Source organism: uncultured Xanthomonas sp., from assembly GCF_964278005.1.
Classification (GTDB): domain Bacteria; phylum Pseudomonadota; class Gammaproteobacteria; order Xanthomonadales; family Xanthomonadaceae; genus Xanthomonas_A; species Xanthomonas_A sontii.
Genome location: NZ_CAXYKF010000019.1, coordinates 16,366 through 41,910, shown reverse-complemented (window position 1 = coordinate 41,910; position 25,545 = coordinate 16,366). Strand labels below are relative to the sequence as shown.

Here is a 25,545-nt window from a genome sequence, read left to right as displayed (position 1 = left end):
CCACCTTCTCCCGAGGGGAGAAGGGAGCGGCTAGCCCCTCTCCCCCGGGAGAGGGGTTGGGGTGAGGGTCCGGCGCGAAGCGACCCGCGATGTTTGGGTGCACAAGGCTGTGCCCGAAAGCGCCGCCTGCCCGCATCCGGCACAATGCCCGGCACATGCCTGCCCCGTCCGCGCCCGATTTCCGGCTATATCCCTCCAACGCGCTGGATACCCTGGCCGCCCTGCTTGCCGAAGAACTGCGCCGGCCGTCGCCGGGGCAGCCCTTGCTGGCGCCGGAGGTGGTGCTGATCCCGCAGGTGGCGATGCGGCGCTGGCTGCAATCGACCCTGGCCACGGTGCACGGGGTGGCGGCGAACCTGGAATTCCTGACTCCCGGCGAATTCGTCGCGCGCGCGCTGGAGCGCAATCTCGGTGCCGCGGCCGACGACCTGGACATGGCGACCATGCACTGGCGCCTGTACGCGGCACTGCAGGGCGACCTGGGCAGCGATGCGGCGCTGGCGCCGCTGGCCGGCTATCTGGCCGATGGCGATGCGCTCAAGCCGTGGAGCCTGGCCGGCGAGCTGAGCAACGTGTTCGAGAAGTACCAGGCCTGGCGTCGCGACTGGCTGCTGCGCTGGGAAGGCGGCGCCGACCCGGACGATCCGCAGGCGCGGCTGTGGCGGCGCATCGCCACGGGCCGCGCCTACCGCGCACGCCGCATCGGCCAGTACCTGGACCGCTACGCGCGCCCGGACGGGCCGTTACCGCAGGGCCTGCCGCGGCGCTTGTTCGCCTTCGCCGTGCTCAACATCTCTCCGGATGTGCTGCGCGTGCTGGCCACGCAGGCGCGCGCCGGCACGCTGCACTTTTACCTGCCGACGCCGGCGCAGGGCTACTGGGGCGATCTGCAGACGCTGTGGCAGCGCCGCCGCGAGGGCGGGGCGGTGGACCTGTTCGCCGACCACGTGCAGGAGAACCCATTGCTGCAGGCCTGGGGCGCGGCCGGGCGCGACTTCATGGCGCTGATCGGCGACTACGAGGTGGTGCATCCGCTGGCCGAGATCGCGGTCTATGCCGATCCGCTGGAGTCGGGCCGGCGCACGCTGGCCGAGGGCGGCCTCGGCGACAGCCTGCTGCGGCGCATGCAGAGCGATCTGTTCCATCGCCGTGCGCCAGCGCGGCCGGCGCCGCTGGCCGCGGTGGACCCGCACGATCCCAGCCTGCAGGTGCATGCCTGCCACACCCGCCTGCGCGAACTGCAGGTGTTGCACGACCAATTGCGCGCGCTGCTGGACGACCCGCGCTTCGATCCGCCGTTGCAGCCGCGCGAGATCGCGGTACTGTCGCCGGACATCGATCCCTACGTGCCGTATCTGGACGCGGTGTTCGGCGGCCACGCCGGCGACGATGCCTTGCCCTATGCGCTGGCCGACGCCAGCCCGCTGGCCAGCGAGCCCCTGGCCGAAGTGTTCCTGGCGCTGCTCGGCCTGCCGATCGCACGCTTCGGCCTGCACGAGATCCTGGACCTGCTCGCCAGCGCGCCGATCGCCGAGGCCGCGGGCCTCGACGAGGCCGGGCTGGAACGTCTGCGCGCCTGGCTGCACGCCGCCGGCGCGCGCTGGGGCCTGGACGCAGCGCACCGGCAGCGCCACCAGGCGCCGGCCGACGACGCCTATACCTGGCGCTTCGCCCTGGACCGGCTGTTGCTCGGTCACGCCAGCGGCGCCGAGGACGACATCGACGGTGTGGCGCCGTGGCCGCAACTGGAAGGCAGCGCGCTGGCGGCGCTGGACACGCTGCTGCGCCTGCTGCGCGTGCTCGATCGCCACCAGGCCGCGCTGGCCGAGCCGATGCCGCCGGCGCAGTGGCGCGAAGTGCTGCTGGGCCTGCTCGAGGCGCTGCTGCCGCAGAGTCCGTCGGCACCGCGCCAGCAGCGCGCGCTGGAGCGGCTACGCGCGCTGATCGACCAGTTCGCGCGCGACGCTGCTCGCGCCGACTACACCGAGGCGGTACCGGCCGAGGTGGTGCGTGCGCACTTTGCTGCGGTGCTGGGCGAATCGGACACGCGCGCGCCGCTGCTCACCGGCGGCATCAGCTTCGGCCGCATGGTGCCGATGCGGCTGCTGCCGTTCCGGGTCATCTGCCTGCTGGGCATGAACGATGGCGACTTCCCGCGCCGCGATCCGGCCGCCGGGCTCAACCGCCTCACCGCCGAACTGGGCACCACGCGACGCCGCCACGGCGATCGTTCGACGCGCGAGGACGACCGCTTCCTGTTCCTGCAGCTGTTCGCCTCGGCGCAGGAGGTGTTCTACCTGAGCTACCTGGGCGCCGACGCGCGCGACGGCAGCGTGCGCGAACCCTCGCCGCTGGTCGGCGAGCTGCTGGCCTGCGCCGCCCAGTACCACGCCGATCCGGCCGCCGCCGCGGCACTGGTGGTGCGGCATCCGCTGCAGCCGTTCGCCGCCGCCGCGTTCGGCGCCACCGGTGCCGAGGAGGCCGACCCCCGCCGTTTCAGCTACCGACGGCAGTGGCGGCCGGCGGTGGACAGCCTGGTCGGCCAGCGCCAGCCGCTGGCGCCATGGATCGACGCGCTGCCAGCCGCGGCCGACGACGCGCTGCCGGCGCAGCTGTCGATCGACGATCTGCGCCGGCTGCTGGTCGATCCGGCCGGGCAGTTCCTGCGCCAGCGCCTGGGCCTGCGCCTGCCCGATCCGGCGCAGGCCGACAGCGATCTGGAACCGCTGCTGGCGCCCAGCCGCGGCCTCGATCAGTACGGCCTGCAGCAGCAGGTGTTCGAGGCGGTGCTGCGCGAGGACACCGAGGCCCTGTACGAACGCCTGCGCGCCCGCGCGCTGCTGCCATCCGGGCCGCTGGGCCGGCGCCAGCTCGACGAGCGCGTGCGCCAGTTGCGCCCGTACGCCGAGGCGTTCCGGCAGTGGCGCGGTGGCGACGCCGCGCCACTGGCGCCGCGGCTGCAGGTGGACCTCGACGGCACCGCGCTGCATGGCCGCCTGCCGGGTTGGTACGCGCCCGGCGTGGCACGCGTGCAGGTGGGCGCCTTGAGCGGGCGCAGCGCGATCCGCCACGGGCTGGAATGGCTGCTGCTGCGCGCCGCCGGCGAACGCGCGCCCTACGTGCGTTTCTTCGACCACGACGACAGCCTCGGCCCGCATCCGATGGACCGCGAGCCGCTGCCCGCCGCCCAGGCGCAGCAGGCGCTGGGCGAACTGCTGCAGCTGTACCGGCATGGCCGGCAGGCGCCGTTGGCGTTCGCGCCGTACAGCAGCTGGAAGTACTACCAGGCCGCGCGCGCCGGCGATCTCGACAAGGCAATCAAGGACGCTGCCGCGCAATGGCAGGCCAGCTTCGGCTGGAGCGAGGCGGACAGCCCGGAACTGCGCCTGGTCAGCCGCGGCCGCGACCCGTTCGCCGATGCGCAGCGCTTCGCCGAGTTCGCCGCCACCAGCCAGCGCGTGTTCGGCCTGCTCGAACAGGGCGACGCCGGCCCCGCACTCGATCCCCAGCGGCTGAGCGAGAGCTGGCAGCGCTGGCGCGGCACCCAGGAAGACGCCGAATGAACGCCGCACCCGACCGCGACCCCTACCTGCAGCTGCCGCTGCACGGCGTGCGCCTGATCGAGGCCAGCGCCGGCACCGGCAAGACCTTCACCCTGGCCACCTTGTTCACCCGCCTGGTGGTCGAGCGCGGCTTGCGTCTGGGCCAGATCCTCGCCGTCACCTTCACCGAGGCCGCCACCCAGGAACTGCGCCGCCGCATCCGCGAGCGCCTGGCGTTGGCGGCCAGCCTGGTCCCCGATCCAGACCGCGTAGGAGCGGCTTTAGCCGCGACCGACCTCGCGACCGACCCATCGCAGCCAACCCCACAACAAGACCTGCCCGACGTCGCCCTCACCCGCGCCATCCTCGCCGCGCACCTGGCCGCCAGCACCGAAACCCCAGCGGCCCTGCGCCGCCGCCTGCAGCAGGCCGCCGAGGACATCGACCTCGCCGCCATCTTCACCATCCACGGCTTCTGCGCGCGCGTGCTGCGCGAGCACGCGCTGGAAAGCGGCCAGGCCTTCGCCGCACCGCAACTGCTCACCGACGACCGCGAACTGCTGCGCGACGTCGCCGCCGACCTGTGGCGGCAACGCGCCGCCGATCCGGCGATGGCCGAGGACCTGGTGGCACTGTGGCCGGGCGGTCCGGACGGCATGGCGATCGATCTGCGCGAACTGGTGCGGCATCCGACGCTGTTGCCGGCCGCGCCGGTCTTTTCCGCCGAGGACGGCGCCGTGTTGCAGCAGGCCGCGCAGCGCGCCGGCGTGGCGCTGGCCGAGGCGTTCCGCACGCACGGCACCGCCTGTTTCGAGGCGATCGCCGCGGCGATGGATGCCGGCGTGCTGAGCAAGGTCAGCTACAAGCCCGACTGGCTGACCGCGCTGTGGCACTGGCTGGACGCCTTCGCCGCGGCACCGACCGCGGACGCGCCGCCGCATCCGAAGCTGATCAAGCTCACCGCCGCCGAACTGACCGCCGGCACCAACAAGAAGCACGCCGAGCGCACCCCGGCCTCGCCGCTGGGCCACGCCATCGACGGTTACCTGGCCGCATTGGCGCAGCTGGCGCAGTGGCGCACGCAACGCCGCATCTGCCTGCTGCACGCGTTGCGCGCCGACGCGGCGGAGCGGCTGGCCCATCTCAAGCGGCAGCGCCGCGTGCAGACCTACGACGACCTGGTCGAGGGCGTGGCGCGCGCGCTGGAAGGCCCGCACGGCGCCGCCCTGGCGCAGCGGCTGCGCGCGCAGTACGCGGTGGCCCTGGTCGACGAATTCCAGGACACCGACGACCGTCAGTGGACGATCTTCCGCAAGGTGTTCGCCCCGGACACGGCCAATCCCGCTGCGGCGCAGGACGACGCAGCGATCGCGCCCTCGCTGCCCGCGCCGGACGACACGCTGCCGCCGCTGCTCGCCCTGATCGGCGATCCCAAGCAGGCTATCTACGGCTTCCGCGGCGGCGACGTGCGCACCTACCTGGCCGCCGCCACGGATGCCGAACGCGCGCCGCCGCTGGCGCACAACTTCCGCTCGCGCCCGGCGCTGCTGGCGGCGATCGACGCGCTGTACGCGCAGGCCGGCTACGCCGATGCGTTCCTCACCGACGGCATCGCCTTCCACCCGGTGCAGCCGGGCAGCAAGCGCGTCGATGCCGACCTGCAACGCGGCAGCGTGCCGGCCCCGGCGCTGACCGTGTGGCGCGCACCGGAACCGCCGCCGCCACCGGCCACCGCCAAGGCGCCGGGCAAGCCCAAGCCGTGGAGCGCCGGTCGCGCCCGCGAGTTGTGCACCGCCGCCTGCGTGGCGGCGATCCGCGGCTGGCTGGCCGATGCGCGCGACGGCCGCGCGAGCTTGCTCGGCCGCCCCGTGCAGGCCGGCGACATCGCCGTGCTGGTGCGCAGTCACGGCGAGGCCACGCGCATCCAGCAGGCGCTTGCCGCCGCCGGCATTCCCGCGGTCGCCGCCGGCCGTCGCAGCCTGTTCGCCACCGACGAGGCGCTGGAACTGCTGGCGCTGTTGCAAGCGCTGCTCGACCCCGGCGACGACGGCCGTTTGCGCGCCGCACTGGCCACCGTGCTGATCGGCGAGGACGCCGCGGCCATCGCCGCGCTCGACCACGATGGCGAGCGCCACCGCCGCTGGCAGCAACAGGCGCTGGACTGGCGCGAGCGCTGGCAGCGCGGCGGACCGCTCGCCCTGATCGGCGACCTCGGCGCCGCACACGGGCAGCGCCTGCTGGCATTGGTCGATGGCGAGCGCCGCCTCACCAACTACCTGCAGCTTGCCGAACTGCTGCAGGAAGCCGACACCCGCGCGCTCGGCCCGCATGGCCTGGTCGACTGGCTGGCGCGGCGCATCGCCAATGCCGACGACAGCGACGAAGCGCAGCAACTGCGGCTGGAGTCGGACGCACGCCGCGTGCAGATCGTCACCCTGCACAAGAGCAAGGGCCTGGAGTATCCGCTGGTGTTCCTGCCGTACGCCGGCATCGGCCGCAGCGAGCGCAGCCCCGGGCGCCACTGCGTGGTGCCGGCGCCGCAGGGTGGGCGCCAGTTGCAGTGGAACACCAGCCGCAGCGGCGGCGAGTCCGACCCGGCCTGGGACACCGCTGAGGCCGCGTGGAAACAAGAGCAGCGCGCCGAGGACGCGCGCCTGCTCTACGTCGGCCTGACCCGCGCCGAACACGCACTGTGGACCGCCACCGGCGCCTTCCCGCAGCACGAGCGCACCGCGTTGGCACCGATGCTGCGCGATCTCGATGCCTTGCAGGCCGCCGCTGCTCCCGGCGCCATCGCCATCGACAGCACCCCGCCGCCGGCGCAGTTGCCGCGCCTGCCGCCCGAGCCGGCGCCGCCGGTGCCGCCGGCGCGCGTGCCGCAGCGGCGCGTGCTGCCGGAGTGGTGGGTGTACAGCTTCACCCAGCTCGCCAATGCCGATGCCGGCAGCGACCCGATGGCCAGCGCCACCGTGCCCAGCAGCGGCGGCAGCGACGAACCCGCCGCCAGCGAGCCGGTCAGCGCCGCGGTGGAAGTGGACATGGTCGACCGTCGCTTCGTCGGCAACCGCTTCGGCGTGGCCCTGCACGACGTGTTCGAGCGCTGCGACTTCGCCGCCTGGCGCGACTGGCACCCGGGCCAGCCGGCGCCAGCGGGGCAGGCCACCGCCATCGTCGAAGCGCTGCGACGCGGCGGCTATGCCGAGGACGAACTGGAAGACGGCACCGCCATGCTCACCGCCCTGGTCGGCAACACCCTCACCGTCGCCCTGCCCGAAGGCACCTGCCTGGCTGCGGTGCCGGAGGAGCAGCGGCGCAACGAAATGGAATTCCACTTCGCCATGCGCCCGACGCGTGTGGACGCGCTGCTGGCGCTGCTGCACCGCTTCGGCGTGGCCGGCGAGCGCCAGGCGTTCGGCGCGCGGCAGCGCCTGGAGGGACTGATGACCGGCCTGATCGACCTCACCTACCAGCACGACGGCCGCTGGTACGTGCTCGACTACAAGTCCAACCGCCTGCCGGGCTACGACCCCGACGCCCTGGCGCGGGCGATGGCGCACAGCGAATACACCTTGCAGGCGCTGATCTACACCGTGGCGCTGCACCGCTGGCTGCGCTTCCGCCTGGGCGGTGCCTACGACTACGCCCGCGACTTCGGCGGCGTGCGCTACCTGTTCTGCCGCGGCCTGGACGCCGCCCGCGACCCGTCGCCAGGCGTGCACGCCTGGCGCTTCGACCCGGACCTGATCGAAGGCGTCGACACCCTCTTCGCCGGCGCTCCGCTTGAGCCCCTCTCCCCTCGGGAGAGGGGTTGGGGTGAGGGTACGTCCGCCCACGGAGTCCCCACGCCGTGAGCCAATCCAACCTCCTCGCCACCCTCTACCGCAGCGGCACCCTGCGCACGCTGGACCACGCCTTCGCGCACAGCCTGGCCCGCCTCGATCCGAACACCCCCGACCTGGTCCTGGCCGGCGCCGCCCTGGCCTCGCTGGCAGTGGCCAGCGGCCACGCCGGCCTCGACCCGGCACGCGCCAGCCTCCTGCTCGACAGCCGCGACGGCGCCGCCCCCGCGCTTCCCACCGCAGACGACTGGACCCGCGCGCTGGCCGCCTCGCGCTGGGTCGCACAACCCGCTGCCGAAGACCCGGCCAGCCCCGACTGCCCACTCGTACTCGAACACGGCCTGCTCTACCTGCGCCGCTACCGCGAATACGAGCGACGCCTGGCCCTGGGCCTGCGCCGCCTCGCCGCACAGCCGCTGCCGCACAACGACCTCGCCGCGCTCGCGCCCCTGTTCGCCCAGCTCTTCCCTCTCCCCACGGGAGAGGGTGCCCGCAGGGCGGGTGAGGGTACGGCCGCCGCCTACCCATCCGACCGCCAAGCCCAAGCCGCAGCCTTGGCCCTGCGCCGCGCCCTGCTGCTGGTCACCGGCGGCCCCGGCACCGGCAAGACCACCACCATCGCCCGCCTGCTGCTGCTGCGCCTCGCCCAGGCCCGCGCCGCCGGCCTGCCGCCGCCGCGCATCGCCCTGGCTGCGCCCACCGGCCGCGCCGCCGAGCGCATGGCCGAGAGCCTGCGCGCCGCGGTGGCGCGCGCACTCGCCGACGGCGTCGACCCCACCCTGGCCGAGACGCTGCCGGCCGGCGCCAGCACCCTGCATCGCCTGCTCGGCGTCATCCCCGACCTGCCGCGCTTCCGCCACGACGCCGACAACCCGCTGCCGTTCGACCTGATCGTGATCGACGAAGCTTCGATGGTCGATCTGCCGCTGATGTGCAAGCTGGTCGACGCCGTGGCCGACGGCGCGCAGCTGATCCTGCTCGGCGACGCCGACCAGTTGCCCTCGGTCGAGGCCGGCGACGTGCTTGCCGCGATCCTGCAGGCCGCCGGCCCCGGCGACGCGCTACAGCCCGACGACGCCAAGGCGCTGCAGCCGCTGCTCGGCCACAGCGCGGTCGCGCACGACCACGGCGGCCTGGCCGGGCACCGCGTGCACCTGCTGCGCGGCTACCGCCAGGCCCAGGACTTCGCCCTGGCGCCGCTGGCCGACGCCGTGCGCAGCGGCGACGCCGACGGCGCCCTGCGCCTGCTGCGCGACGGCCAACTCGCCGGCGTGCGCTTCCACGATGGCGTCGACGACCCGCTCGCCGCCGGCGGCGACGCCCTGCTCGCGCACTGGCGCGCCCTCGGCGACGCCGAGGACCCGGCGAAAGCCTTGCGCGCCGCCGCGCGCCTGCGTCTGCTCACCGCCGTGCGCGCCGGCCCGCAGGGCGCGCGCGGACTCAACGCGCGCATCGAACAACTGCTGGCCGAGACCGCCAGCGGCGCACGCCGCCTCGGCGCCGCCGCGCCCTGGTTCCACGGGCGCCTGCTGCTGATCACCGAGAACAGCTACCGCCACGGCCTGTTCAACGGCGACGTCGGCATCTGCCTGAAGGACGCACAGGGCACCCTGGTCGCCTGGTTCGACGGCGCCGGCGACGGCCAAGTCCGCGGCTTCCACCCGGCCGCACTGCCCGCGCACGAAAGCGCCTTCGCCATGACCGTGCACAAGGCCCAGGGCAGCGAATTCGAGGAAGTCTGGCTGCAGTTGCCGGCCCGCGACGCCCGCGTGCTCAGCCGCGAACTGGTCTACACCGGCATCACCCGCGCCCGCCGCGCGCTGCACATCGCCGCCAGCGAAACGGTGCTGCGCGCCGCGCTCGCACGGCATGCGGCGCGGATCTCGGGGTTGGCGTGGCGGTTGGGTGGGGAGCAGCAGCCACAGTCGCAGCCGTTGCGGCCTGCAGCCGATATCCTTCCCGAACTACCCAGCACGCCGATCCAGGGCGCGCTGTTTTGACGAGCCGCGTCAGGAGCTGGCATGCGTAACGACGACAAGGACGCCCCCACCTCGGAATTGATCCTGTATCGCAGCGAGGATGCGCAGACGCGGATCCAGGTGCGGCTGGAAGGCGAGTCGGTGTGGTTGACGCAGGCGCAGATCGCGGAGCTGTATCAGACGACCCCGCAGAACGTCACCCAGCACCTCAGAACGATCTACGAGGAGGGCGAACTGCGTGAAGAGGCAACATGTAAGGATTACTTACAAGTTCGCCAGGAGGGGACGCGTGAGGTACGCCGGAACCTCAGGCACTACAACCTCGACGCCATCCTCGCCGTCGGCTACCGGGTCCGCTCCGCGCGCGGAACGCAGTTCCGCCAGTGGGCGACGGCGCGGCTGTCCGAGTACCTGGTCAAGGGCTTCGCGCTGGACGACGAACGGCTCAAGCGCGGGCCTGACGATGGCTATTTCGAAGAACTGCTGGGCCGCATCCGCGACATCCGCTCGTCGGAGAAGCTGTTCTGGCGCAAGGTGCTGGACATCTACGCCACCAGCGTGGATTACGACCCATCGGCCGAGGCCAGCCAGCGTTTCTTCGCCACCGTGCAGAACAAGATGCACTGGGCGGCCCATGGCCACACCGCCGCCGAACTGCTCATGGAGCGCGCCGACGCCAGCAAGCCGCACAGCGGCATGACCAACTGGGTGGGCGCCGCGCCGCGCGCGTCCGATGCGGTCGTCGCCAAGAGCTACTTGAATGCGGAGGAGCTGGAGGCACTGAACCGCATCGTCACCGCCTACCTGGAGTTCGCGGAACTGCAGGCCATGAACCGCAGGCCGATGACCATGGACGCTTGGATCGCCAAGCTGGACGATTTCCTGCGCCTGAGCGACCGCGAGGTGTTGACGCATGCCGGCCGCATCGGCCGCGAACAGGCGCTGGAATTTTCCAAGGCCGAGTTCGCCCGCTACAGGCAGCGCACGTTGGAAGAACCGTCGCCGGTAGAGCGCGATTTCGAAGAGGCAACGCGCAAGCTGAAAGCGCTCGAGAGCGAAAAACGCCGGTCCACGCGGACCAAGCGTCCCACTGGCGAGTAAGCGAAGCGGCGTCCCGGGAACCGGCGAACTGCCGGCACCCATGCCCCGCCCGCAGCAACCTTCCGATGCGGGCAGGCCAGGCGAGCCCGGGGTCCGGGCTCGACGTCGCGCGACTACTTGGCCGGAACCCGCTGGTACTCGTCGCTGCCGGTGTTGAGGTGCCCATCGGCCTCGTCGATGGCGAAGTTCACCGTCTCGCCGTCGCTGGTCACCTGCAGCACGCCGTCCTTGTAGATGGCCGGGTAGCTCTCGGTCTTGGGCTTGCGGGTGAAGAAGCGCGGGGTGGTGTTGCGCACCATGAACGACTCCCCATTGCGCTCGATGTCGATCGTGTCGTCCTTCGACTCCACGTTGACCCAGTGGCCGACGAACTTCTCGCCCTCCACGCGGGCGCAGCCGGTCACCAGCATCGCCGCGGCCAGCGCCGCTCCCATCCACTTCGTCATGTCCCCGCCTCCGGTGTTGGAATCGGGGCGAGGATGCGATGGGTTGGATGTATGGGAGGTCAAGAATGGGGAGGAGTTCCCCATCGTGCGCAGGCTCGCCCCAATCCGCCGCCGCGTCGCGTTATTGGCGTGCTTCCAACACTTGAGCAGAGGGGCCTTGCGCAACGCCGTAACGGATTGCGTCGTATGACGGGCGCCGTTATGGTCGCTGGATGAGGTCGCCATCGCCGACCCACCAATTCAGGCATCCTGTCATGGCCTCCTTGCCCAACATCCATCCTGGCGACGTGCTGCGCGACGAGTTCCTCGTCCCGCTGGGCATTAGTCAGAACGCACTTGCCCGCGTCACCGGCGTGCCGCCGCGCCGGATCAACGAAATCGTGCTGGGCAAGCGCGGCATCACCGCCGACACCGCCGTGCGCCTGGCTGCGGCGTTGGGCACGACCGAACGCTTTTGGCTGAGTCTGCAGGCGGACTACGAACTGGAAGAGGCGCGTCGCTTGCTTGGTGACTTTCCGGAGCGGATCAAGCGGCTGGTACCAACGGGTTTTTCCGTTACCAACGTGGAGTCTGTCACCCTGGCGCGCGCCAATCTCTCCGAACTGGCCGACCAGGCGAAGGCCGGCGCCGAGAAGATCATCACCAAGAACGGCGAGAGCTACGTCGCGCTGATCGACGCCGACCGGCTGGACTACTACCACCGGCTCGAGCGCGAGCGCATCCATCTGCTGTTGCTCGACGATGCGAAGCGCAGCTTGGCCGACGTCGCCGCCTGCCGCACGGTCGATGCCGATGGCGCAATCGATCAACTGCAGCAGCGGCGCGCGGCGATCAAGACACCCGATGGGGTTAGCCCAGGCAAGCGCGCGACCAAGAAGTTGGGTTGACCATTGCATCGCGTCGAACTGACGGAGAGCTTCATCGCGTGCCTCGACGCGATCGAAGCGTTTCTGCTGGACGCTGATGCTGCTGCGGCCTTCGATGACCTGCTCGCCGAATCGCGGGCGGCCGTGATCCCGAACCTGCGGCGTTTCCCGCGCATCGGCCGGCCCTACCTGGACACTCCGCCGCAATCAGCCGAGGCGCTGGCGCAACTGGCCGCATTGCCGGCGGGAGCGCCGGATGCGTTGAGCATCCACCAGCACGGCGACTACGTGATGCTGTACACGGTGACGGAGGCATCCACCACCGTGTATCTGCTCTCCATCCGCCACGACCGGCAGCTTTCGTTCGATTTCGCTGGGCTGTGGAGCCGAGGGTGAAGATGCAATTATTGAACTCCCACCCCGATTTCCGAACACGTCCTCAACCAGATAGTTGCCCCTTCAGAAAACGTGGGGATACCTCAGGCTCTGATCCCTGTTAAAATAAGTTAATTATTTTATCTCTCAGTTCATCAAATTCATTTGAGAAATGATGAGAAATTACGCTGCAAATTCTATCCATGCACTGATCCTTAGGCAATCCTACGTGCGTGGATATTTCATAAAATTCTTTATGCTTTCCAGCTTGTAGCGCATATTCCATGATTTCAGGTATTTCTCCCTCTTCAGTGTTCAGCGCGATGGCGACTGCGGCTGGAATATCTTTACACTTTTGAATCATCCATGACTCTGGCCATATAGCCCCGGGCAAGTAAGATATATGTTCGCCGAACCATTTAGAGATGGTCTGAATTTTAGTTTCAGCCATCTTGGCGGCGTGATTTAAATTGTCCTTCTCTTTCATGCGTTGATCGCCATCAAATATTGCAATTACCGGCGTGGCTTCCTTTCTTAGATATGATGCCGCGAGTTGGCGCGAAAGGGCTGAGGCGGAACCTATTACACAGATCTCAATTCGTGATCGTATGTTGGCAGGTAGGATTGCTTGTACTATTGATCGTGCAATTTCATCTTCCGCAAAAATGATGGCGCCAGGGGGCGTTTTGTTCCCCATTTTGGAGAACGCAAATTCGGCCGACATTCCTGACGTAACCTTGGTTTTTCCGGAGACTGATTCAACAAAAAATCGTGCGTCGTCCGGCAACGATTCAAATATCTCTTTGGAATGAGTTGTGCATAACACCTGTGTCTTTGTTTCTTTGCACACTTCTTTGAGCTTATTCATAAAAAGTTTTTGGGCACGAGCGTGTAGTCCAAGTTCTATTTCATCCATTACTAAAAGCGCGCCTTCTCCTGCCGAGTACATGTTTGAAAATATTTCGAAAAGCGCATTCTCACCAGCTCCCATGTTGAAGCCAGAATAAGTAACGCCGTTGCATTGAACAATTGGGAGGCTATATTTCGTATGTTCCAAATACCTGAACTGATCATAATTTTTTCCAAGGACATAGCCTACCGCATCTTTGACTTTAGATTCCCACCCTTTTTGAGGAACGTCTTTGAATGACCTTGAATATGATCTGGATTGACTGCGCTCGCTATGAGGGACTATTCTTTCAATTCCAAGAAAAACGACGTTTCTAAATACCCTGTCGGAATAATTATTCCATTTTCCACCTTTGGCTTTCCATCTTTTCTGCCAAGCTAAGCCTTTACCCTCTGGAAGATGAGGTGTGGGCTTCCACTTGTCATAAGCTATCTGATATCGGATGTCTACGCCTTGTGGAGCAATTTCATTTACATGTTGAACAAAAAAATCAGAAAAAGTGTAATAGGTTGTTTTCCGACGAGGCGGCTTAAAGCCTTTGCTGCGGTTATGATATGCGCAACACGCCATTGCTAGGATTGTTGACTTCCCTGCACCATTCACTCCGGCGATTGCTGTTATGGGGTAATCAAAGTTAAGGTCTAACGAGCTTATTCCGCGAAGTTTTCCTGCTTGCAGGTATATTTTTCGTAGAAGTGCCTTGCTGAGATCATTTGCAAACCATGACCTAAGTTCTTTGTCTGTTTGGCTTTCTCGATATTTCATTTATCACGCCATTGAAAATTATGTTTAAAAAGATTCGATAAAATTGTATTTTTGGAAGATTTCAAAAAGTAGATTTTACATTTAGCATGAAATCACTTTGCGAAAGTTTGTTGAATCCACTTTTGAATTCGCCCAAATTTTTGTTTTACAAAAGAGCGGTGGTCCAGTTTCATCTAAGCGGATCCTCTGCATTTTGGAAATTCATTACAATCAAGAAAGCCCTTGCCTGTACGCCTATTGATTCGACGTACCATTGCGCTTCCCCATCGGTGGCATACAGGCGCAGTTGGATTGGCGGTAACCCCCATCTTCACAAGATCGGGTTCTATCTGTGATTTGGCATAGCTTTGCGCAGCGCTAACGCGTTGCGTTGCCTGGATCATTCTCAGGAGATTCTCTGCGCCGATCAGTTCAAGAAGCTTTCCTTGTGCAAACTGGGTGGCATCTGATGTAAAGCTACCAACACAAACAATCTTCACCGCATCGGCCTGGTGATGTGCCAGCAATCCATACATCTCGCGCACGACGCAGACGCCGACCTGCTGCCGCTTCCATTGCTTGCATTGCACTATCGTGCGGCGGCCGTCCTTGCGCAGGATTAGGTCGATGCCGCCGTCGGCGCCGCCGAGGCCGGTTTCTTCTACCGCGTAGCCCTGGCGGTGGAAGGCTTCGCCGACCAGGAGTTCGAACTGGTGCCAGCCGCCGGCGGCCAGACTTTCCAGGGTCGTGCGGGTGTCCAGCAGGCGGCGGCGGTGCCGCGCCTTGAGGAATGAGGCGAGCGCTGCGATCCAGCAGAGCAGCAGCAGGATCCACGCCAGGGGCGCGAATGCGCCTTGCGCTTGCTGGGCGATGGCCTGCGACAGCGCGCCGTCGTGGCGGGAGAACCACCAGGGGATGCCGTCGCGCACGGCGAGGAAGCCGGCGATGCCGGCCATGATTCCCACTGGCCACGGCAGTGCCGCCAGCGCGTCGAATCCGGTTTTCCCCTGTCTGCGTCCCATGCGACCCCCGTCCCCGGATCGACCATAGACCTGTGTGCGGCAGATGTCTGTACTGTTAACTGTGTCGTCTACAAAACGAGACGCGATTTGCATTTAAGGCTGGGTGGCGGCGTCGCGATCGGTAGCCGGATCGCCTGTGCCGATCGGCGAAGCGACGTGTGCGGCAGTGTTCTCGGACGCGCCTGTCCGCCGCCCGTCGCCGCCTTCCGTGGCGCCGAGACGTCCATGTTAGTGTCGCGCTGCCGATGGTCCGGCGCAGCGTTGGGGCAGGGAATGAATAGCGAGCCGACGCGCCGCCAACTGGCGCCACCACGCACCACGCCGGTCGTGCGTTTGGCGTGGTGGCTGCTCTGGCTGGCCCTTGCCCTGAGCGCCACCGAGTTCGTGCATTCGGTCTATCTGAAGTACGCCTCGCTGCAGTCGCCGGCCTATGCGATGTTCCTGACCCGGCGCGGCTGGCTGTGGTGCCATTTCGGTGGCGGGGCGGTCGGTCTGTTGCTGGGGGCGCTGCAGTTCGCGACGCAGCGGTGGCGGCGCTGGCCGCGGTTGCATCGTTGGGTGGGGCGGGCGTATTTCGCGGGGATGGTGGTGGCGATGGTCGGGGCGGTCGGGCTGATCGCGACCTCGCCGGCGCCGTTTGCGATCCGGGTGGCGTTCGCGGCGACGGCGCTGGCGTGGCTGGTGACCGGGTCGGTCGGACTGATGGCGATCTGGCGTGGGCAGGTGCTGCGTCATCAGCGCTGGATGGTGCGGGCCTATCTGGCGACGCTGGCGCCGGTGGTGTTCCGGATGTCGTTGCCGTCGGCGATCGGTCTGGGCATGACGCCGTCGCCGGGCTTGATCGCGCTGTTGCTGTGGGCCAGTTGGGTGGTGCCGCTGTCGGTGTATGGCGTGGGCCGCGCGCTCGCCGATGCGCGGGGCCGACGAAAGCAGGTGTCGATGTCGCCGCGTGGTGCCGATCTGGGCGCGGGATGATGTCAGGCGTTCGGGAATGTGTGGCGGCGTGCGAATGCCGCTGCGGCATCGCCACGCTGCTCTGCCGTCAGCCCGCTACCTGAGCCCGTTGTCGGCAACGTCCGCTTGCCCACGGTCGCGTCGCTGCGTACAACGCGCGGTCGTCCTCGTCGCCGATCGGCGACGGCCTCGCACAGCAGGCCGTGTCCGCACCGCACGGAAAAACGCTGCCACGCCTGCGCCCAGGCATGGCAGCCAGCGGGACGGACGATCGCAGGCGCCGGGGGAGGGAGTGCGCCTGCGTTGTCGTCCGCCGCGACCTCAGCGAAGTGTGTCGAACAGTTGCTGGCGTACGGCCACGGCGCAGGCGTCTTCGGTCGCCAGGTGCTCCAGCGCGCTGTTGTCGCTGGGCTTGCCGGTGCCCAGGTCGAGTACGGTCGCCTGGTGGCTGCCGCGGGCCTTGAACGCGGCGATGGCGGTGGTGGCGTTCTTCAGCGGCACGGTGGCGTCGTTGTCCGAGCCGCACAGCAGGGTCGGGGTGCGCGGCGCCCAGTCGAGCAGGTCGTTGCGCTCCAGGTCGCGCAGGAACGGGTCGTTGGCGTTGCTGGCGAAGTCCTTGTAGAAGCCCGGCTGGAAGTACTGGCGGATCTTGTCCACGCCCGGCAGGGTGTCGCCGAGCACCAGGTCGGTCAGGCTCTGGTTGCCGGGGAACAGCTTCTCCACTTTCTTCGCCCACGGATCCTGGAACACCTGCGATGGGTCGAGGTAGAGGTTCTTGTAGGTGTGCTGCATGCCGACGATGGCGTAGCTGGCCAGGACGATGCCGAAGGTGTTCTCGCCCACGGCGTTGCGGCCGCTCCAGCTGTCGCGGAAGGTCTGGCTGAGTGCGTACGGGCCGGAGATCGGCGCGCTGGCGACCAGGTTGAACTCGTTGGACAGGTGCGCTTCGATCTCGCGCTGGGTGGCCATGGCGGCATGCCCGCCCTGCGAGAAGCCGGTCAGCATGACCTTGCCCGACAGCGGGGTGTTGAGCCGTTGCAGCACCTGGCGCGCGGCGCGCATCGCATCGATGGTGGAACTGGCCTCGGACGCGGCGTGCAGGTAGGGGTGGAACGCGTAGGTGGACTGGCCGATGCCGAGGTAGTCGCTGCTCACCACCACATAGCCCTGGGTGGCGAGGTGGGTGACCATGGTGTCGTCGCCCTTGTCGTCGCGGATCTCCTTGGCCTGCTCGGCGCGGCGTTGCGACTCGGTGCCCTGGCTGTAGCTCACCAGCGGGAACGGACCGGGGCACTGGCTGCCGCCCGGCACCAGCAGCGCCGCCGACGCCGTGGTGGGTTCGCCATCGACGCCGATGGTGGCGTAGGTGAACTCGGCCACGCGCACGTCGCACTTGGCCTGGTCGGGGGATTGGTCGTTGGCCAGCAGGGTGGCGATTGCCTGGCGGGTGTAGCTGGTCAGGACATTGCTCTTGAGCACGGTGCCGCGCGCCGGTGACGCCGTGGCGGCGATGGGCAACAACGCGCCCGCGATGCCGATGAGGGAAAGTGCGCGCAGCGCCAGCCGATTCCGCTGTGTGGCCATGGAAACATCCTCGTGTCGAATCCCGGTCGCCCGGGGGGTGGGGGAGGGCGCAAACGCTACTATGTCGTCCGCATTATTTTTGCGACACGACGAGATAATATTTAGCTGCGGTATTGATTCGCATCGCGCCTGATGGAATTTCAGGACACATCGCGTCAGAAAATGCCGAAATCCATCGATGCTGCGGCGTGCGCTGCGCCACAGTGGCGACGAGGAAAGGATGAAAGATCCGCATGGTTTCGCGCGAATCCAGCCGAATTCCGCTGTTTCGGCTGGCTGCGTGCACGTCACAGGAATTTGTCTACGCTTCTGAAGCGGACTTTTCAGAAGTCAATAATCTTGATTTAAAGATAATCGGACGGTTGCGATGGATAATCGCGCCCGATGATCCGAATATTGTCCGCCGCCACGAAACGCGTGGGCGGCGTAAGGACAGAAGCAGGACATCATCGACGTCGTGCGCGTCACGGCGTGTCTTGTCTGTCGCCGCGCGCGGTCGCGATGGAACTCGCACCGCGGCGTAAAAAAGCCGGCGGACCTTGCGGGCCGCCGGCTGCGATCGATCTTGCCGACCCGTGCGCGGGCCAGCGGAACGGGGTCAGCGAACCTGGTACAGCACGGTGGCGCCGGGCTTGGGTTCGAACGCGGGGACGGTCTGCTGTTTCAGCGGCGTGCCCTTGGCATCCCACACCAGGGTGTCGGACGGGTATTCGTCCTTGCGGGTCATCGCGTCGATCTGCTTGACGATCACGCTGGAGCCGGCGGGAACCTCTGGGTTCCAGGCGAACACGCCGAGCCTGCCGTAGAACACCGCCGGGGCGGTGGCGTCCAGGCGACGGTCGGGGCACATCACCAGGCCGCGATCGAGCATCACCCGCAGCGCGCCCACCGGCACGGCCTTCACCGCCGGCGATGTGCGGTCGGTGCTATGGCCCGGGCAGACGTTGGCCGAGCGGGTCAGCATGTCCTCGACCACCTGTCGGTCGGACTGGGCCAGCGCGGGCAGGGCGACGGCGGCGAGGGCGAGTGTTGCGAGGGGGAATGTCCGGGGCATGTCGAGACTCCTTCAATGGAGGAAAGGCGCCGGGCCTGGCGATACCTACAAAGCGGGGCACAGGCGGCCGCGGCGGCGCGGGCAGACTCTAGCAACCGCGCCGGCAGCGAATGCAAAGCGGGCGTGATGGCGCCGGGTGGTGTTGCTGCAGGTGCGGGCGTTGCGGCGCCTTCGCTTCGCAGCGCATCGCCTGGTTCTGGGTTCACTCGTCGCGGCTGAAGCCGCTCCCACAAGGGCGCAACCCTGGTCGCCGGTGCGAGTGCCGACGGACGTGCTGAAGGTTGGTTACTCCTTGTTGGAGGGACTTCAGTCCCGACGGCAGTGCATTCACATGCGCCGATGGATTCACTCGTCGCGGCTGAAGCCGCTCCCACAAGGGCCCAACCCTGGTCGCCGGTGCGAGTGCCGATGACAGCGCTGCAGGCTGTCGCTCCTTGTGGGAGGGACTTCAGTCCCGACGGCAGTGCATTCGCATGCGCCGACGGGTTCACTCGTCGCGGCTGAAGCCGCTCCCACAAGGGGGGAACCCTGGTCGCCGGTGCGAGTGCCGACGGCAACGCTGAAGGTTGGTCGCTCGTTGTGGGAGGGACTTCAGTCCCGACTGCAGTGAGATCGGATGCGCCGACGGGTTCGCGCGTCGCGGTTGAAGCCGCTCCCACAAGGGCGGAACCCTGGTCGCCGGTGCGAATGCCGACGGACGTGCTGAAGGCTGGCCGCTCCTTGTGGGAGGGACTTCAGTCCCGACTGCAGCAAGGGTGGACGCACCGATCGCCCGCTCACAGCAACTCAGCGATACGGCCCCGGCCCGCGCCAGACCAGCTCGCCCTGGTGATAGACCTGCAGCATGGTGATGACCTGGCGGGCGTCGCCGATGCTCTTCAGCTCCGGCGAGTCCGGCGGCAGGGCGCGGCACTTGCCGGAGCCGCGGGTCAGGGCGATTTCCAGCGGGCAGACCATGCGGTATTCGGTGCCGGGCAGTAGGATGAACATCTCTTTCATGCCCTGCTGCTGCCAGGTGCGCAGCTGGCTCTCGCTGCCCAGGTCGTAATAGACCAGGTAGCCGCCGACCTCCAGGCTGGGCTGGGCCGCGTCCATGTCGTGGCGGTTGCCGCGGCTGCCGGGGCCGGCGGCCAGACCGCTGTTGTCCGGGGCGGTGTCGGTGTCGAGCGCGCCGGGCGGGCGCCCGGTCCAGGTCTGCGGACGGCGCTCGGTCGGCGGCGGCGGATTGCTGTCGGCGGTCTGCGCCGGACTCGGCGCCGGGGCGTCCGCGGGCGGGGTGGGCGCCGGCGGTGCCGGACGCGGCTGCGGCGCCGGGGCGGGCGCGGGCGCGGGCGTGTCCGCCGCTTTCGGCGTGTCGACGCGATCGGGCGGCGGCACCGGGTCGTCGGACTGCGCGACCAGGGTGGATTGCACGGTGGTGGTGGCACGCGTGCGCTTGGGTGCGGCGGACGCCGGCGGCGGGCTGGGCTTGGGCGGCAGCGGCTTCGCCGGCTTGTCGCTGTCGCCGAGGAAGTCCACGCGGATCCGGCTGCCGCCGGCCGCGCCCTGCGGCGTGGACATGGTGGGCTTGGCCGCATACAGCAGAGCAAGCGCCATCAGCACGTGCAGCAGCGCGCTGAGCAGCCAGGCGATCCAGCGCTGCCAGCGTTCGCTGCGTGTCTCGGCGGCGACGGGCGCGCGGTGCGACGCGCGGCTCATGCCGTCGCGGCGGCGTCGGGGAGGCCAGCCTTCATGCGGTTCCGGGGAGGGGGCGAACGTGGGAGGCCGCCATCGTACCGCCTGCGCCGGCAACGGCCATGGCAGCCGATGCGATGGCCGGCACCGGCCGACACCTGGCGTTCACGCGCTGGGCTGCCGGCCGATCATCGCCGCCGGCCGGCGGGACGAACCGAAGCGGCACGGCCGCCGCCGTGCGCGTGGATCAGACGTAGGCGCCGACCTTGAACACTTCCACCGCCTGGGTGAGCTGCGCCGACTGCTCCTCCAGCGAGCGCGCCGCGGTGCTGGCTTCTTCCACCAGCGCCACGTTCTGCTGGGTGGTCTCGTCCATGCGCGCGATGGTCTGGTTGACCTGGGCGATGCCGTTGGCCTGCTCGTGCGAGGCGGCGGAGATCTGGCCCATGAGGTCGGTGACGTGCTGCACGCTGGCCACCACCTGGTCCATGGTGGCGCCGGCCTGGTGTACCAGCGTGGCGCCGTGGGCCACGCGCTGCACCGAGTCGTCGATCAGGGTCTTGATCTCCTTGGCGGCGCCGGCCGAACGATGCGCGAGCGTGCCGACCTCCGCGGCCACCACCGCGAAGCCCTTGCCCTGTTCGCCGGCGCGTGCGGCTTCCACCGCGGCGTTGAGGGCGAGGATGTTGGTCTGGAAGGCGATGCCGTCGATCACCGCGATGATGTCGGCGATGCGCCTGGAGGCCGCCTGGATGCCATCCATGGTCGCCACCACCTGGCCCACCACGTCGCGGCCTTCGCTGGCCACGCCGGCCGCGCCCAGCGCCAGCTGGTTGGCGCGCTGGGCGTGCTCGGCGTTCTGCTTCACCGTGGAGGTCAGTTCCTCCATCGAGGCGGCGGTCTCTTCCAGGCTGGCCGCCTGCTGCTCGCTGCGCTTGGCCAGTTCCTGGTTGCCGCTGGCGATGTCCTCGGCGGCGAAGCCGATGCTGTTGGTGGTGCGCTGGATGTGCGCGACGATGTCGGTGAGGCGGTGCACGGTGCTGTTGGCGTCGTCGCGCATGGCGGCGAACACGCCGTGGAAGTTGCCGCTCATGCGCACGGTGAGGTCGCCGTCGGCGATGCAGCGCAGCAGCGCGGAGAACTTGGCCAGGTTGGCGTCGGCGGTGGCCATCATGGTGTCGAGGTTCTCGACCATGGTGCGGAAGGCGTGCTCGAACTTCTCCGGCTGGCCGCGGTGGGCGAAGTTGCCGGCGCAGGCGGCTTCGGCCAGGGTCTGGATCTGCACGTTGATCGCGTGCAGGTTCTGCTTGACCTGCTGCATCGCCGCGGTGATCGCGGCCTTCTCGCCGGGGTAGTGGGCGATGTCCTGGCTGAGGTCGCCGATGGCGTAGCGGCCCATCACCTCGGTGATGCGCAACTGGGTCTGCACGTGCGCATCCACCAGGGCATTGGTATCGGCGACCATGCGCCCGTACTCGCCGGGGAAGCGCTGCGCATCCATGCGATAGCTGATGGCGCCGGCATCGTGGCGCGCAGCCATCTCGCGCTGTGCGGAAATCACCTCGTGCAGGCGCCGCTGCATCTGCTGCATGGCGCGCAGCAACTGCCCGGCCTCGTCGCGGGTGGTGACGGTGTCCGGGCTGCTCAGGTCGCCGGCGCCGATGCGCTCGGCCAGGCCCAGCGCCTGCCGCAGCGGCCGCACCACGCGGCGGGTCAGCAGCAGGGCGATCAGCGTGCCCAGCAGCAGCGCCAGCACGGTGCAGCCGACCATCAGCAGGGCGAAGCCGCGCGCAGTGGCCATCGCTTCCTTGGCGGCCTGGCGGTTCTTGGCTTCCTGCAGGTCGATGAAGGCGTTGATGCTGGCCAGCCAGTCGACGAAGGCCGGGCGCGCCTGCTGCAGCAGCAGCGCCTGCGCCTGCACGGTGTCGCCGGCATCGCGCAGCCGCCGCACCTGCGTGATCAGCGGCATGGTGCGCGCTTCGATGCCCTGGATGCGCTGCAGGATGGTTTTCTCCTGGGCGTCGCTGGAGACGGCGAGCAGGGCATCGAGCGGCTGCGCGGCGCGCGCGTAGTCGCCGGCCAGCTTGTCGATGGTCTGCTCGGTCGCCTGGCGGCTGGCCGCATCGTCCAGCAGCACCACGTCGCGCAGGGCGATGGCACGGTCGTGCACGCTGCCGCGGAAGTTGATCGCGTAGCGCTGCTTGACGCTGTTGACTTCGTTGATCGCGGTGAGTCGCTGGTCGATGCTGTGCACGCGCTGGATGCCGACCACGGTGAGCAGGACCATCAGCACGATGATCGTGAGGAAGCCGAGCGCGAGGCGCTGGCCGATGCGCAGATTGGAAAGGGCGTGCATGGGATCGGGGGAATGGGGGGAAGGAAGAGGGATCGACGGTAGGTGACGGCGGACGGGCAGGCAGGTTGCCTGCGCCCGCGTGACGCGCGCATGGCGCGGGTCCCCCGGGCCGGCGCATGGATAGCGGCGGTGGCCTGTCGAACTGAAGGGAAGGGGCGAGGGCGTCCCCTGTGCCGTATCGGTAACGTGACGTTGTGCCGGTCTGCCGCGGCGGTGGCCGCCGGGCAGGTCAGGCAGCGCGTAGTGCCTGGCGAGCGACAAGACCAGGAGCGCGTCGCGCCGCCGCCGCGCGCGGGTGCAGCATGGCACCGCGCGTGGCCGGTGCTAAGGTCCGGGCATGACCGGCGCCGCCGACCCGATCCGCTTCCAGGCGACACTGCTGCGTCCAGCCACGCCGCCGGACGCGTCCTGGTGTTTCCTGCTGCTGCCTGCGGCGGCCAGCGCCGCGCTGCCCACGCGTGGCCTGGCCAGCGTGGAGGGCCGGTTCGCCGGGCATCCGTTTCAGGCCACGCTGCAACCCGATGGGCAAGGCGGCCACTGGCTGCAGGTCGAGGAGGCGTTGTGGGCGGCCGCGGCGGTCGAGGTCGGTACCACGGTGACCCTGGAGATCGCGCCGGCGGCGGTGGAACCGGAACCCGTGCTGCCCGACGACCTGGCGCGCGCGCTGGCCGCGCATCCGCCTGCGCGTGCGGCCTGGGACACGCTGACCACGGTGGCGCGGCGCGACTGGATCTTCTGGATCGGCGCGGGCAAGCAGGCGCAGACGCGGGTCAAGCGCATCGCCAGCACCTGCGACATGCTCGCCGCGGGCAAGCGGCGGGTCTGTTGCTTCGACCGCTCGGGCATGTACAGCAAGGCCTTCGCCGCGCCGCAGGCGCAATGAGGGCAGGGCGCGCACGCCCGGCGTGGCCGCCGTCGCGACAGGATCCTCGCAAGCGCCTGCCTATACTCCGTGACGTCCATCCATGAGGCCCACCGCATGAGTGCATCCACCTCTCCGTCCGCCGCCGCCGCACCGGGCAGCCTGCGCCGCTCGGTGTCCAACACGCTCAAGGGCTCGGCCGGCAACCTGGTGGAGTGGTACGACGTCTACGTCTACTCGGTGTTCGCCACCTACTTCGAATCGCAGTTCTTCTCCAAGGAGGACAAGAACGCCACGCTGTACGTGTGGGCGATCTTCGCTGTGACCTTCCTGATGCGTCCGATCGGCGCCTGGTACTTCGGCCGCTTCGCCGACCGCTACGGCCGCCGCCTGGCGCTGACGGTGTCGGTGTCGGTGATGGCGGCCTGTTCGTTCCTGATCGCGGTGACGCCCACCGTGGCCAGCATCGGCGGCGCCGCGGCGGTGGTGCTGCTGCTGGCGCGCCTGCTGCAGGGCTTCGCCACCGGCGGCGAGTACGGCACCAGCGCCACCTATATGTCCGAGGCGGCGATCCCGGGGCGGCGCGGCTTCCTGTCCTCGTTCCACTACGTCACCTTGGTCGGCGGCCACGTGCTGGCGCAGGCGGTGCTGTTCGGGATGCTGCATTTCTTCGACAAGGGCCAGATTTCCGAATGGGGCTGGCGCGTGGCCTTCGGCCTGGGCGGCATCGGCGCGCTGGTGGTGTTCTGGCTGCGGCGCACGATGGACGAATCGCTGACCTCCGAGTCCATCGCCGCGGCCAAGCAGGGCAAGGACAGGTCCTCCGGCTCGCTGCGCGAGCTGTTCGTGCACCAGTGGCGCCCGTTGCTGCTGTGCTTCCTGATCACCGCCGGCGGCACCGTGGCGTTCTACACCTACTCGGTGACCGGGCCGAAGATGATCCAGACCGCCTTCGCCGGCGACGACGTCATGGCCGGCACCATCATCAACCTGGCCGCGCTGATCGTGCTGATGCTGATGCAGCCGGTGGGCGGCTGGCTGTCGGACCTGATCGGGCGCAAGACCCTGCTGGTGTTCTTCGGCATCGGCGGCGTGCTCTACACCTGGTTCCTGGTGCTGGAGCTGCCCAGGCAGAGCGACTGGCTGAGCGCCTTCGCCATCCTCACCGCCGGCTTCGTCATCCTCACCGGCTACACCTCGATCAACGCGGTGGTGAAGGCCGAGCTGTTCCCCACCCATATCCGCGCGCTGGGCGTGGGCCTGGGCTATGCGCTGGCCAATTCGGCCTTCGGCGGCACCGCGCCGCTGCTGTACCAGGCCTCGCTGAAGACCGGCCACGTCACCACCTTCGTCTGGTATGCCACGGCGGTGATCGCGGTGTCGCTGGTGGTGTACATGTTCTTCCTGACCAACAAGGGGTCCAACTGGCTCGACCACGAGGGCGAGATGCACGCGCGCCGGCGCTGACCGGCGCGGCGCCGGCCCGGGCGATGCGCATGCCGCCCGGGCGCGGAGCAGGCGGACGCTGAACGGCGCACCCGGTATCGGCCGGGTCGCCCCGCCGCGCGGAGGCCGCGCATGCGGCGGCTGCCAGGCGACTCGGGTACCATGCAGCCCCCTTACGGGCGTTCCCCCCATGGCCGATTCCGACAACAGCTCCACTCCCCCGGTGACCCAGGCGCAGGCCGAAGACGCAGTGCGCACCCTGCTGCGCTGGGCCGGCGAAGACCCCACCCGCGAGGGCCTGCTGGACACCCCGCGGCGCGTGGCCGAGGCCTATGGCGACTGGTTCAGCGGCTACCGCGCCGACCCGCGCGAGTACCTGCTGCGCACCTTCGAGGAAGTGGCCGGCTACGACGAGCTGATCGTGCTGCGCGACATCGAGTACGAAAGCCACTGCGAACACCACATGGCGCCGATCATCGGCAAGGTCCACGTCGGCTACCTGCCGCGCGGCAAGGTGGTGGGCATCAGCAAGCTGGCGCGCGTGGTCGAGGCCTACGCGCGGCGCTTCCAGGTGCAGGAGAAGATGACCGCGCAGATCGCCCAGTGCATCCAGGACGTGCTGCAGCCGCTGGGCGTGGGCGTGGTGGTGGAAGGCGCGCACGAGTGCATGACCACCCGCGGCATCCACAAGCGCGGCGTCAGCATGGTCACCTCGAAGATGCTCGGCACCTTCCGCGAGGACGCGCGCACCCGCGCCGAGTTCCTGCGCTTCATCGAGCGCGTGCGCTGAG

Annotated in this window: 17 protein-coding genes and 1 pseudogene; 10 read left to right on the top strand and 8 right to left on the bottom strand. The window is 68.4% G+C overall.

Translation table 11 applies throughout. The features are described from left to right. The first annotated feature begins 155 nt into the window (after nucleotides 1-155). The 4 genes from recC to ACHWVH_RS12655 are packed head-to-tail and all read left to right on the top strand — an operon-like array spanning nucleotide 156 to nucleotide 10,461. Complete coding sequence (recC, locus tag ACHWVH_RS12670) at nucleotides 156-3,563, top strand: exodeoxyribonuclease V subunit gamma (RefSeq protein ID WP_394687296.1); 3,408 nt, start codon at nucleotides 156-158, stop codon at nucleotides 3,561-3,563. Beyond that, nucleotides 3,560-7,393, top strand: a complete 3,834-nt coding sequence (gene recB / locus ACHWVH_RS12665; protein WP_394687295.1) for an exodeoxyribonuclease V subunit beta — start codon at nucleotides 3,560-3,562, stop codon at nucleotides 7,391-7,393. Before recC ends, recB begins: the two co-directional genes overlap by 4 nt. Beyond that, the gene (gene recD, locus ACHWVH_RS12660) at nucleotides 7,390-9,381 is read left to right on the top strand and encodes an exodeoxyribonuclease V subunit alpha (protein ID WP_394687294.1); all 1,992 of its coding nucleotides are present in this window, start codon (nucleotides 7,390-7,392) and stop codon (nucleotides 9,379-9,381) included. Before recB ends, recD begins: the two co-directional genes overlap by 4 nt. Before the next feature lie 21 nt (nucleotides 9,382-9,402). After that, a complete protein-coding gene (locus tag ACHWVH_RS12655; protein ID WP_394687293.1) occupies nucleotides 9,403-10,461 on the top strand; it encodes a virulence RhuM family protein in 1,059 nt (352 codons plus the stop codon). Between the two features lie 113 nt (nucleotides 10,462-10,574). On the opposite strand, the gene ACHWVH_RS12650 is transcribed toward ACHWVH_RS12655, so the two are convergent. Then, nucleotides 10,575-10,907, bottom strand: a complete 333-nt coding sequence (locus ACHWVH_RS12650; RefSeq protein ID WP_295909733.1) for a hypothetical protein — start codon at nucleotides 10,905-10,907, stop codon at nucleotides 10,575-10,577. Nucleotides 10,908-11,161: 254 nt separating this feature from the next. Here ACHWVH_RS12650 and ACHWVH_RS12645 point away from each other — a divergent pair. Together ACHWVH_RS12645 and ACHWVH_RS12640 are read left to right on the top strand one after the other, a co-directional pair. Then, nucleotides 11,162-11,443: pseudogene (locus ACHWVH_RS12645) on the top strand (HigA family addiction module antitoxin); the annotation flags it as partial. 354 nt (nucleotides 11,444-11,797) lie between these two features. After that, a complete protein-coding gene (locus ACHWVH_RS12640) occupies nucleotides 11,798-12,169 on the top strand; it encodes a type II toxin-antitoxin system RelE/ParE family toxin (RefSeq protein ID WP_295911598.1) in 372 nt (123 codons plus the stop codon). A 100-nt stretch (nucleotides 12,170-12,269) separates the two neighbouring features. On the opposite strand, the gene ACHWVH_RS12635 is transcribed toward ACHWVH_RS12640, so the two are convergent. Both ACHWVH_RS12635 and ACHWVH_RS12630 read right to left on the bottom strand, forming a co-directional pair. Then, nucleotides 12,270-13,823 (bottom strand): ATP-dependent endonuclease, encoded by a 1,554-nt coding sequence (locus tag ACHWVH_RS12635; RefSeq protein WP_295911596.1) that lies wholly within the window; start codon nucleotides 13,821-13,823, stop codon nucleotides 12,270-12,272. A 173-nt stretch (nucleotides 13,824-13,996) separates the two neighbouring features. Next, nucleotides 13,997-14,824, bottom strand: a complete 828-nt coding sequence (locus ACHWVH_RS12630) for a restriction endonuclease (RefSeq protein ID WP_394687301.1) — start codon at nucleotides 14,822-14,824, stop codon at nucleotides 13,997-13,999. Between the two features lie 273 nt (nucleotides 14,825-15,097). On the opposite strand from ACHWVH_RS12630, the gene ACHWVH_RS12625 reads away from it, so the two are divergent. Continuing rightward, a complete protein-coding gene (locus ACHWVH_RS12625; RefSeq protein WP_295911594.1) occupies nucleotides 15,098-15,799 on the top strand; it encodes a DUF2306 domain-containing protein in 702 nt (233 codons plus the stop codon). A 300-nt stretch (nucleotides 15,800-16,099) separates the two neighbouring features. Here the strand turns inward: ACHWVH_RS12625 and ACHWVH_RS12620 are convergent, their stop codons facing one another. The 5 genes from ACHWVH_RS12620 to ACHWVH_RS12600 all read right to left on the bottom strand — a co-directional run bounded on the left by ACHWVH_RS12620 (nucleotide 16,100) and on the right by ACHWVH_RS12600 (nucleotide 22,446). Continuing rightward, the gene (locus ACHWVH_RS12620) at nucleotides 16,100-17,362 is read right to left on the bottom strand and encodes a lipase family protein (RefSeq protein WP_394687292.1); all 1,263 of its coding nucleotides are present in this window, start codon (nucleotides 17,360-17,362) and stop codon (nucleotides 16,100-16,102) included. A 73-nt stretch (nucleotides 17,363-17,435) separates the two neighbouring features. Then, entirely contained in the window at nucleotides 17,436-17,648 is a 213-nt protein-coding gene (locus tag ACHWVH_RS12615) for a hypothetical protein (protein ID WP_394687291.1), read from the bottom strand. Nucleotides 17,649-17,960: 312 nt separating this feature from the next. Then, complete coding sequence (locus ACHWVH_RS12610; protein ID WP_394687290.1) at nucleotides 17,961-18,416, bottom strand: hypothetical protein; 456 nt, start codon at nucleotides 18,414-18,416, stop codon at nucleotides 17,961-17,963. Between the two features lie 786 nt (nucleotides 18,417-19,202). Further along, nucleotides 19,203-20,114 (bottom strand): type II toxin-antitoxin system RelE/ParE family toxin, encoded by a 912-nt coding sequence (locus ACHWVH_RS12605; protein ID WP_394687289.1) that lies wholly within the window; start codon nucleotides 20,112-20,114, stop codon nucleotides 19,203-19,205. A 223-nt stretch (nucleotides 20,115-20,337) separates the two neighbouring features. Continuing rightward, a complete protein-coding gene (locus tag ACHWVH_RS12600) occupies nucleotides 20,338-22,446 on the bottom strand; it encodes a methyl-accepting chemotaxis protein (protein WP_394687288.1) in 2,109 nt (702 codons plus the stop codon). Between the two features lie 337 nt (nucleotides 22,447-22,783). Between ACHWVH_RS12600 and ACHWVH_RS12595 the strand changes: the two genes are divergently transcribed. The 3 genes from ACHWVH_RS12595 (at nucleotide 22,784) to folE (ending at nucleotide 25,544) form a co-directional block, all read left to right on the top strand. Continuing rightward, entirely contained in the window at nucleotides 22,784-23,329 is a 546-nt protein-coding gene (locus ACHWVH_RS12595) for a YdeI/OmpD-associated family protein (protein ID WP_267119730.1), read from the top strand. Nucleotides 23,330-23,425: 96 nt separating this feature from the next. Then, nucleotides 23,426-24,775, top strand: a complete 1,350-nt coding sequence (locus ACHWVH_RS12590; protein ID WP_394687287.1) for an MFS transporter — start codon at nucleotides 23,426-23,428, stop codon at nucleotides 24,773-24,775. Between the two features lie 169 nt (nucleotides 24,776-24,944). Next, nucleotides 24,945-25,544 carry a GTP cyclohydrolase I FolE gene (gene folE / locus ACHWVH_RS12585; protein WP_017909619.1) on the top strand — a complete coding sequence of 200 codons (600 nt, stop codon included), beginning with the start codon at nucleotides 24,945-24,947 and terminating at the stop codon, nucleotides 25,542-25,544. The last annotated feature ends 1 nt before the right edge of the window (nucleotide 25,545 follow it).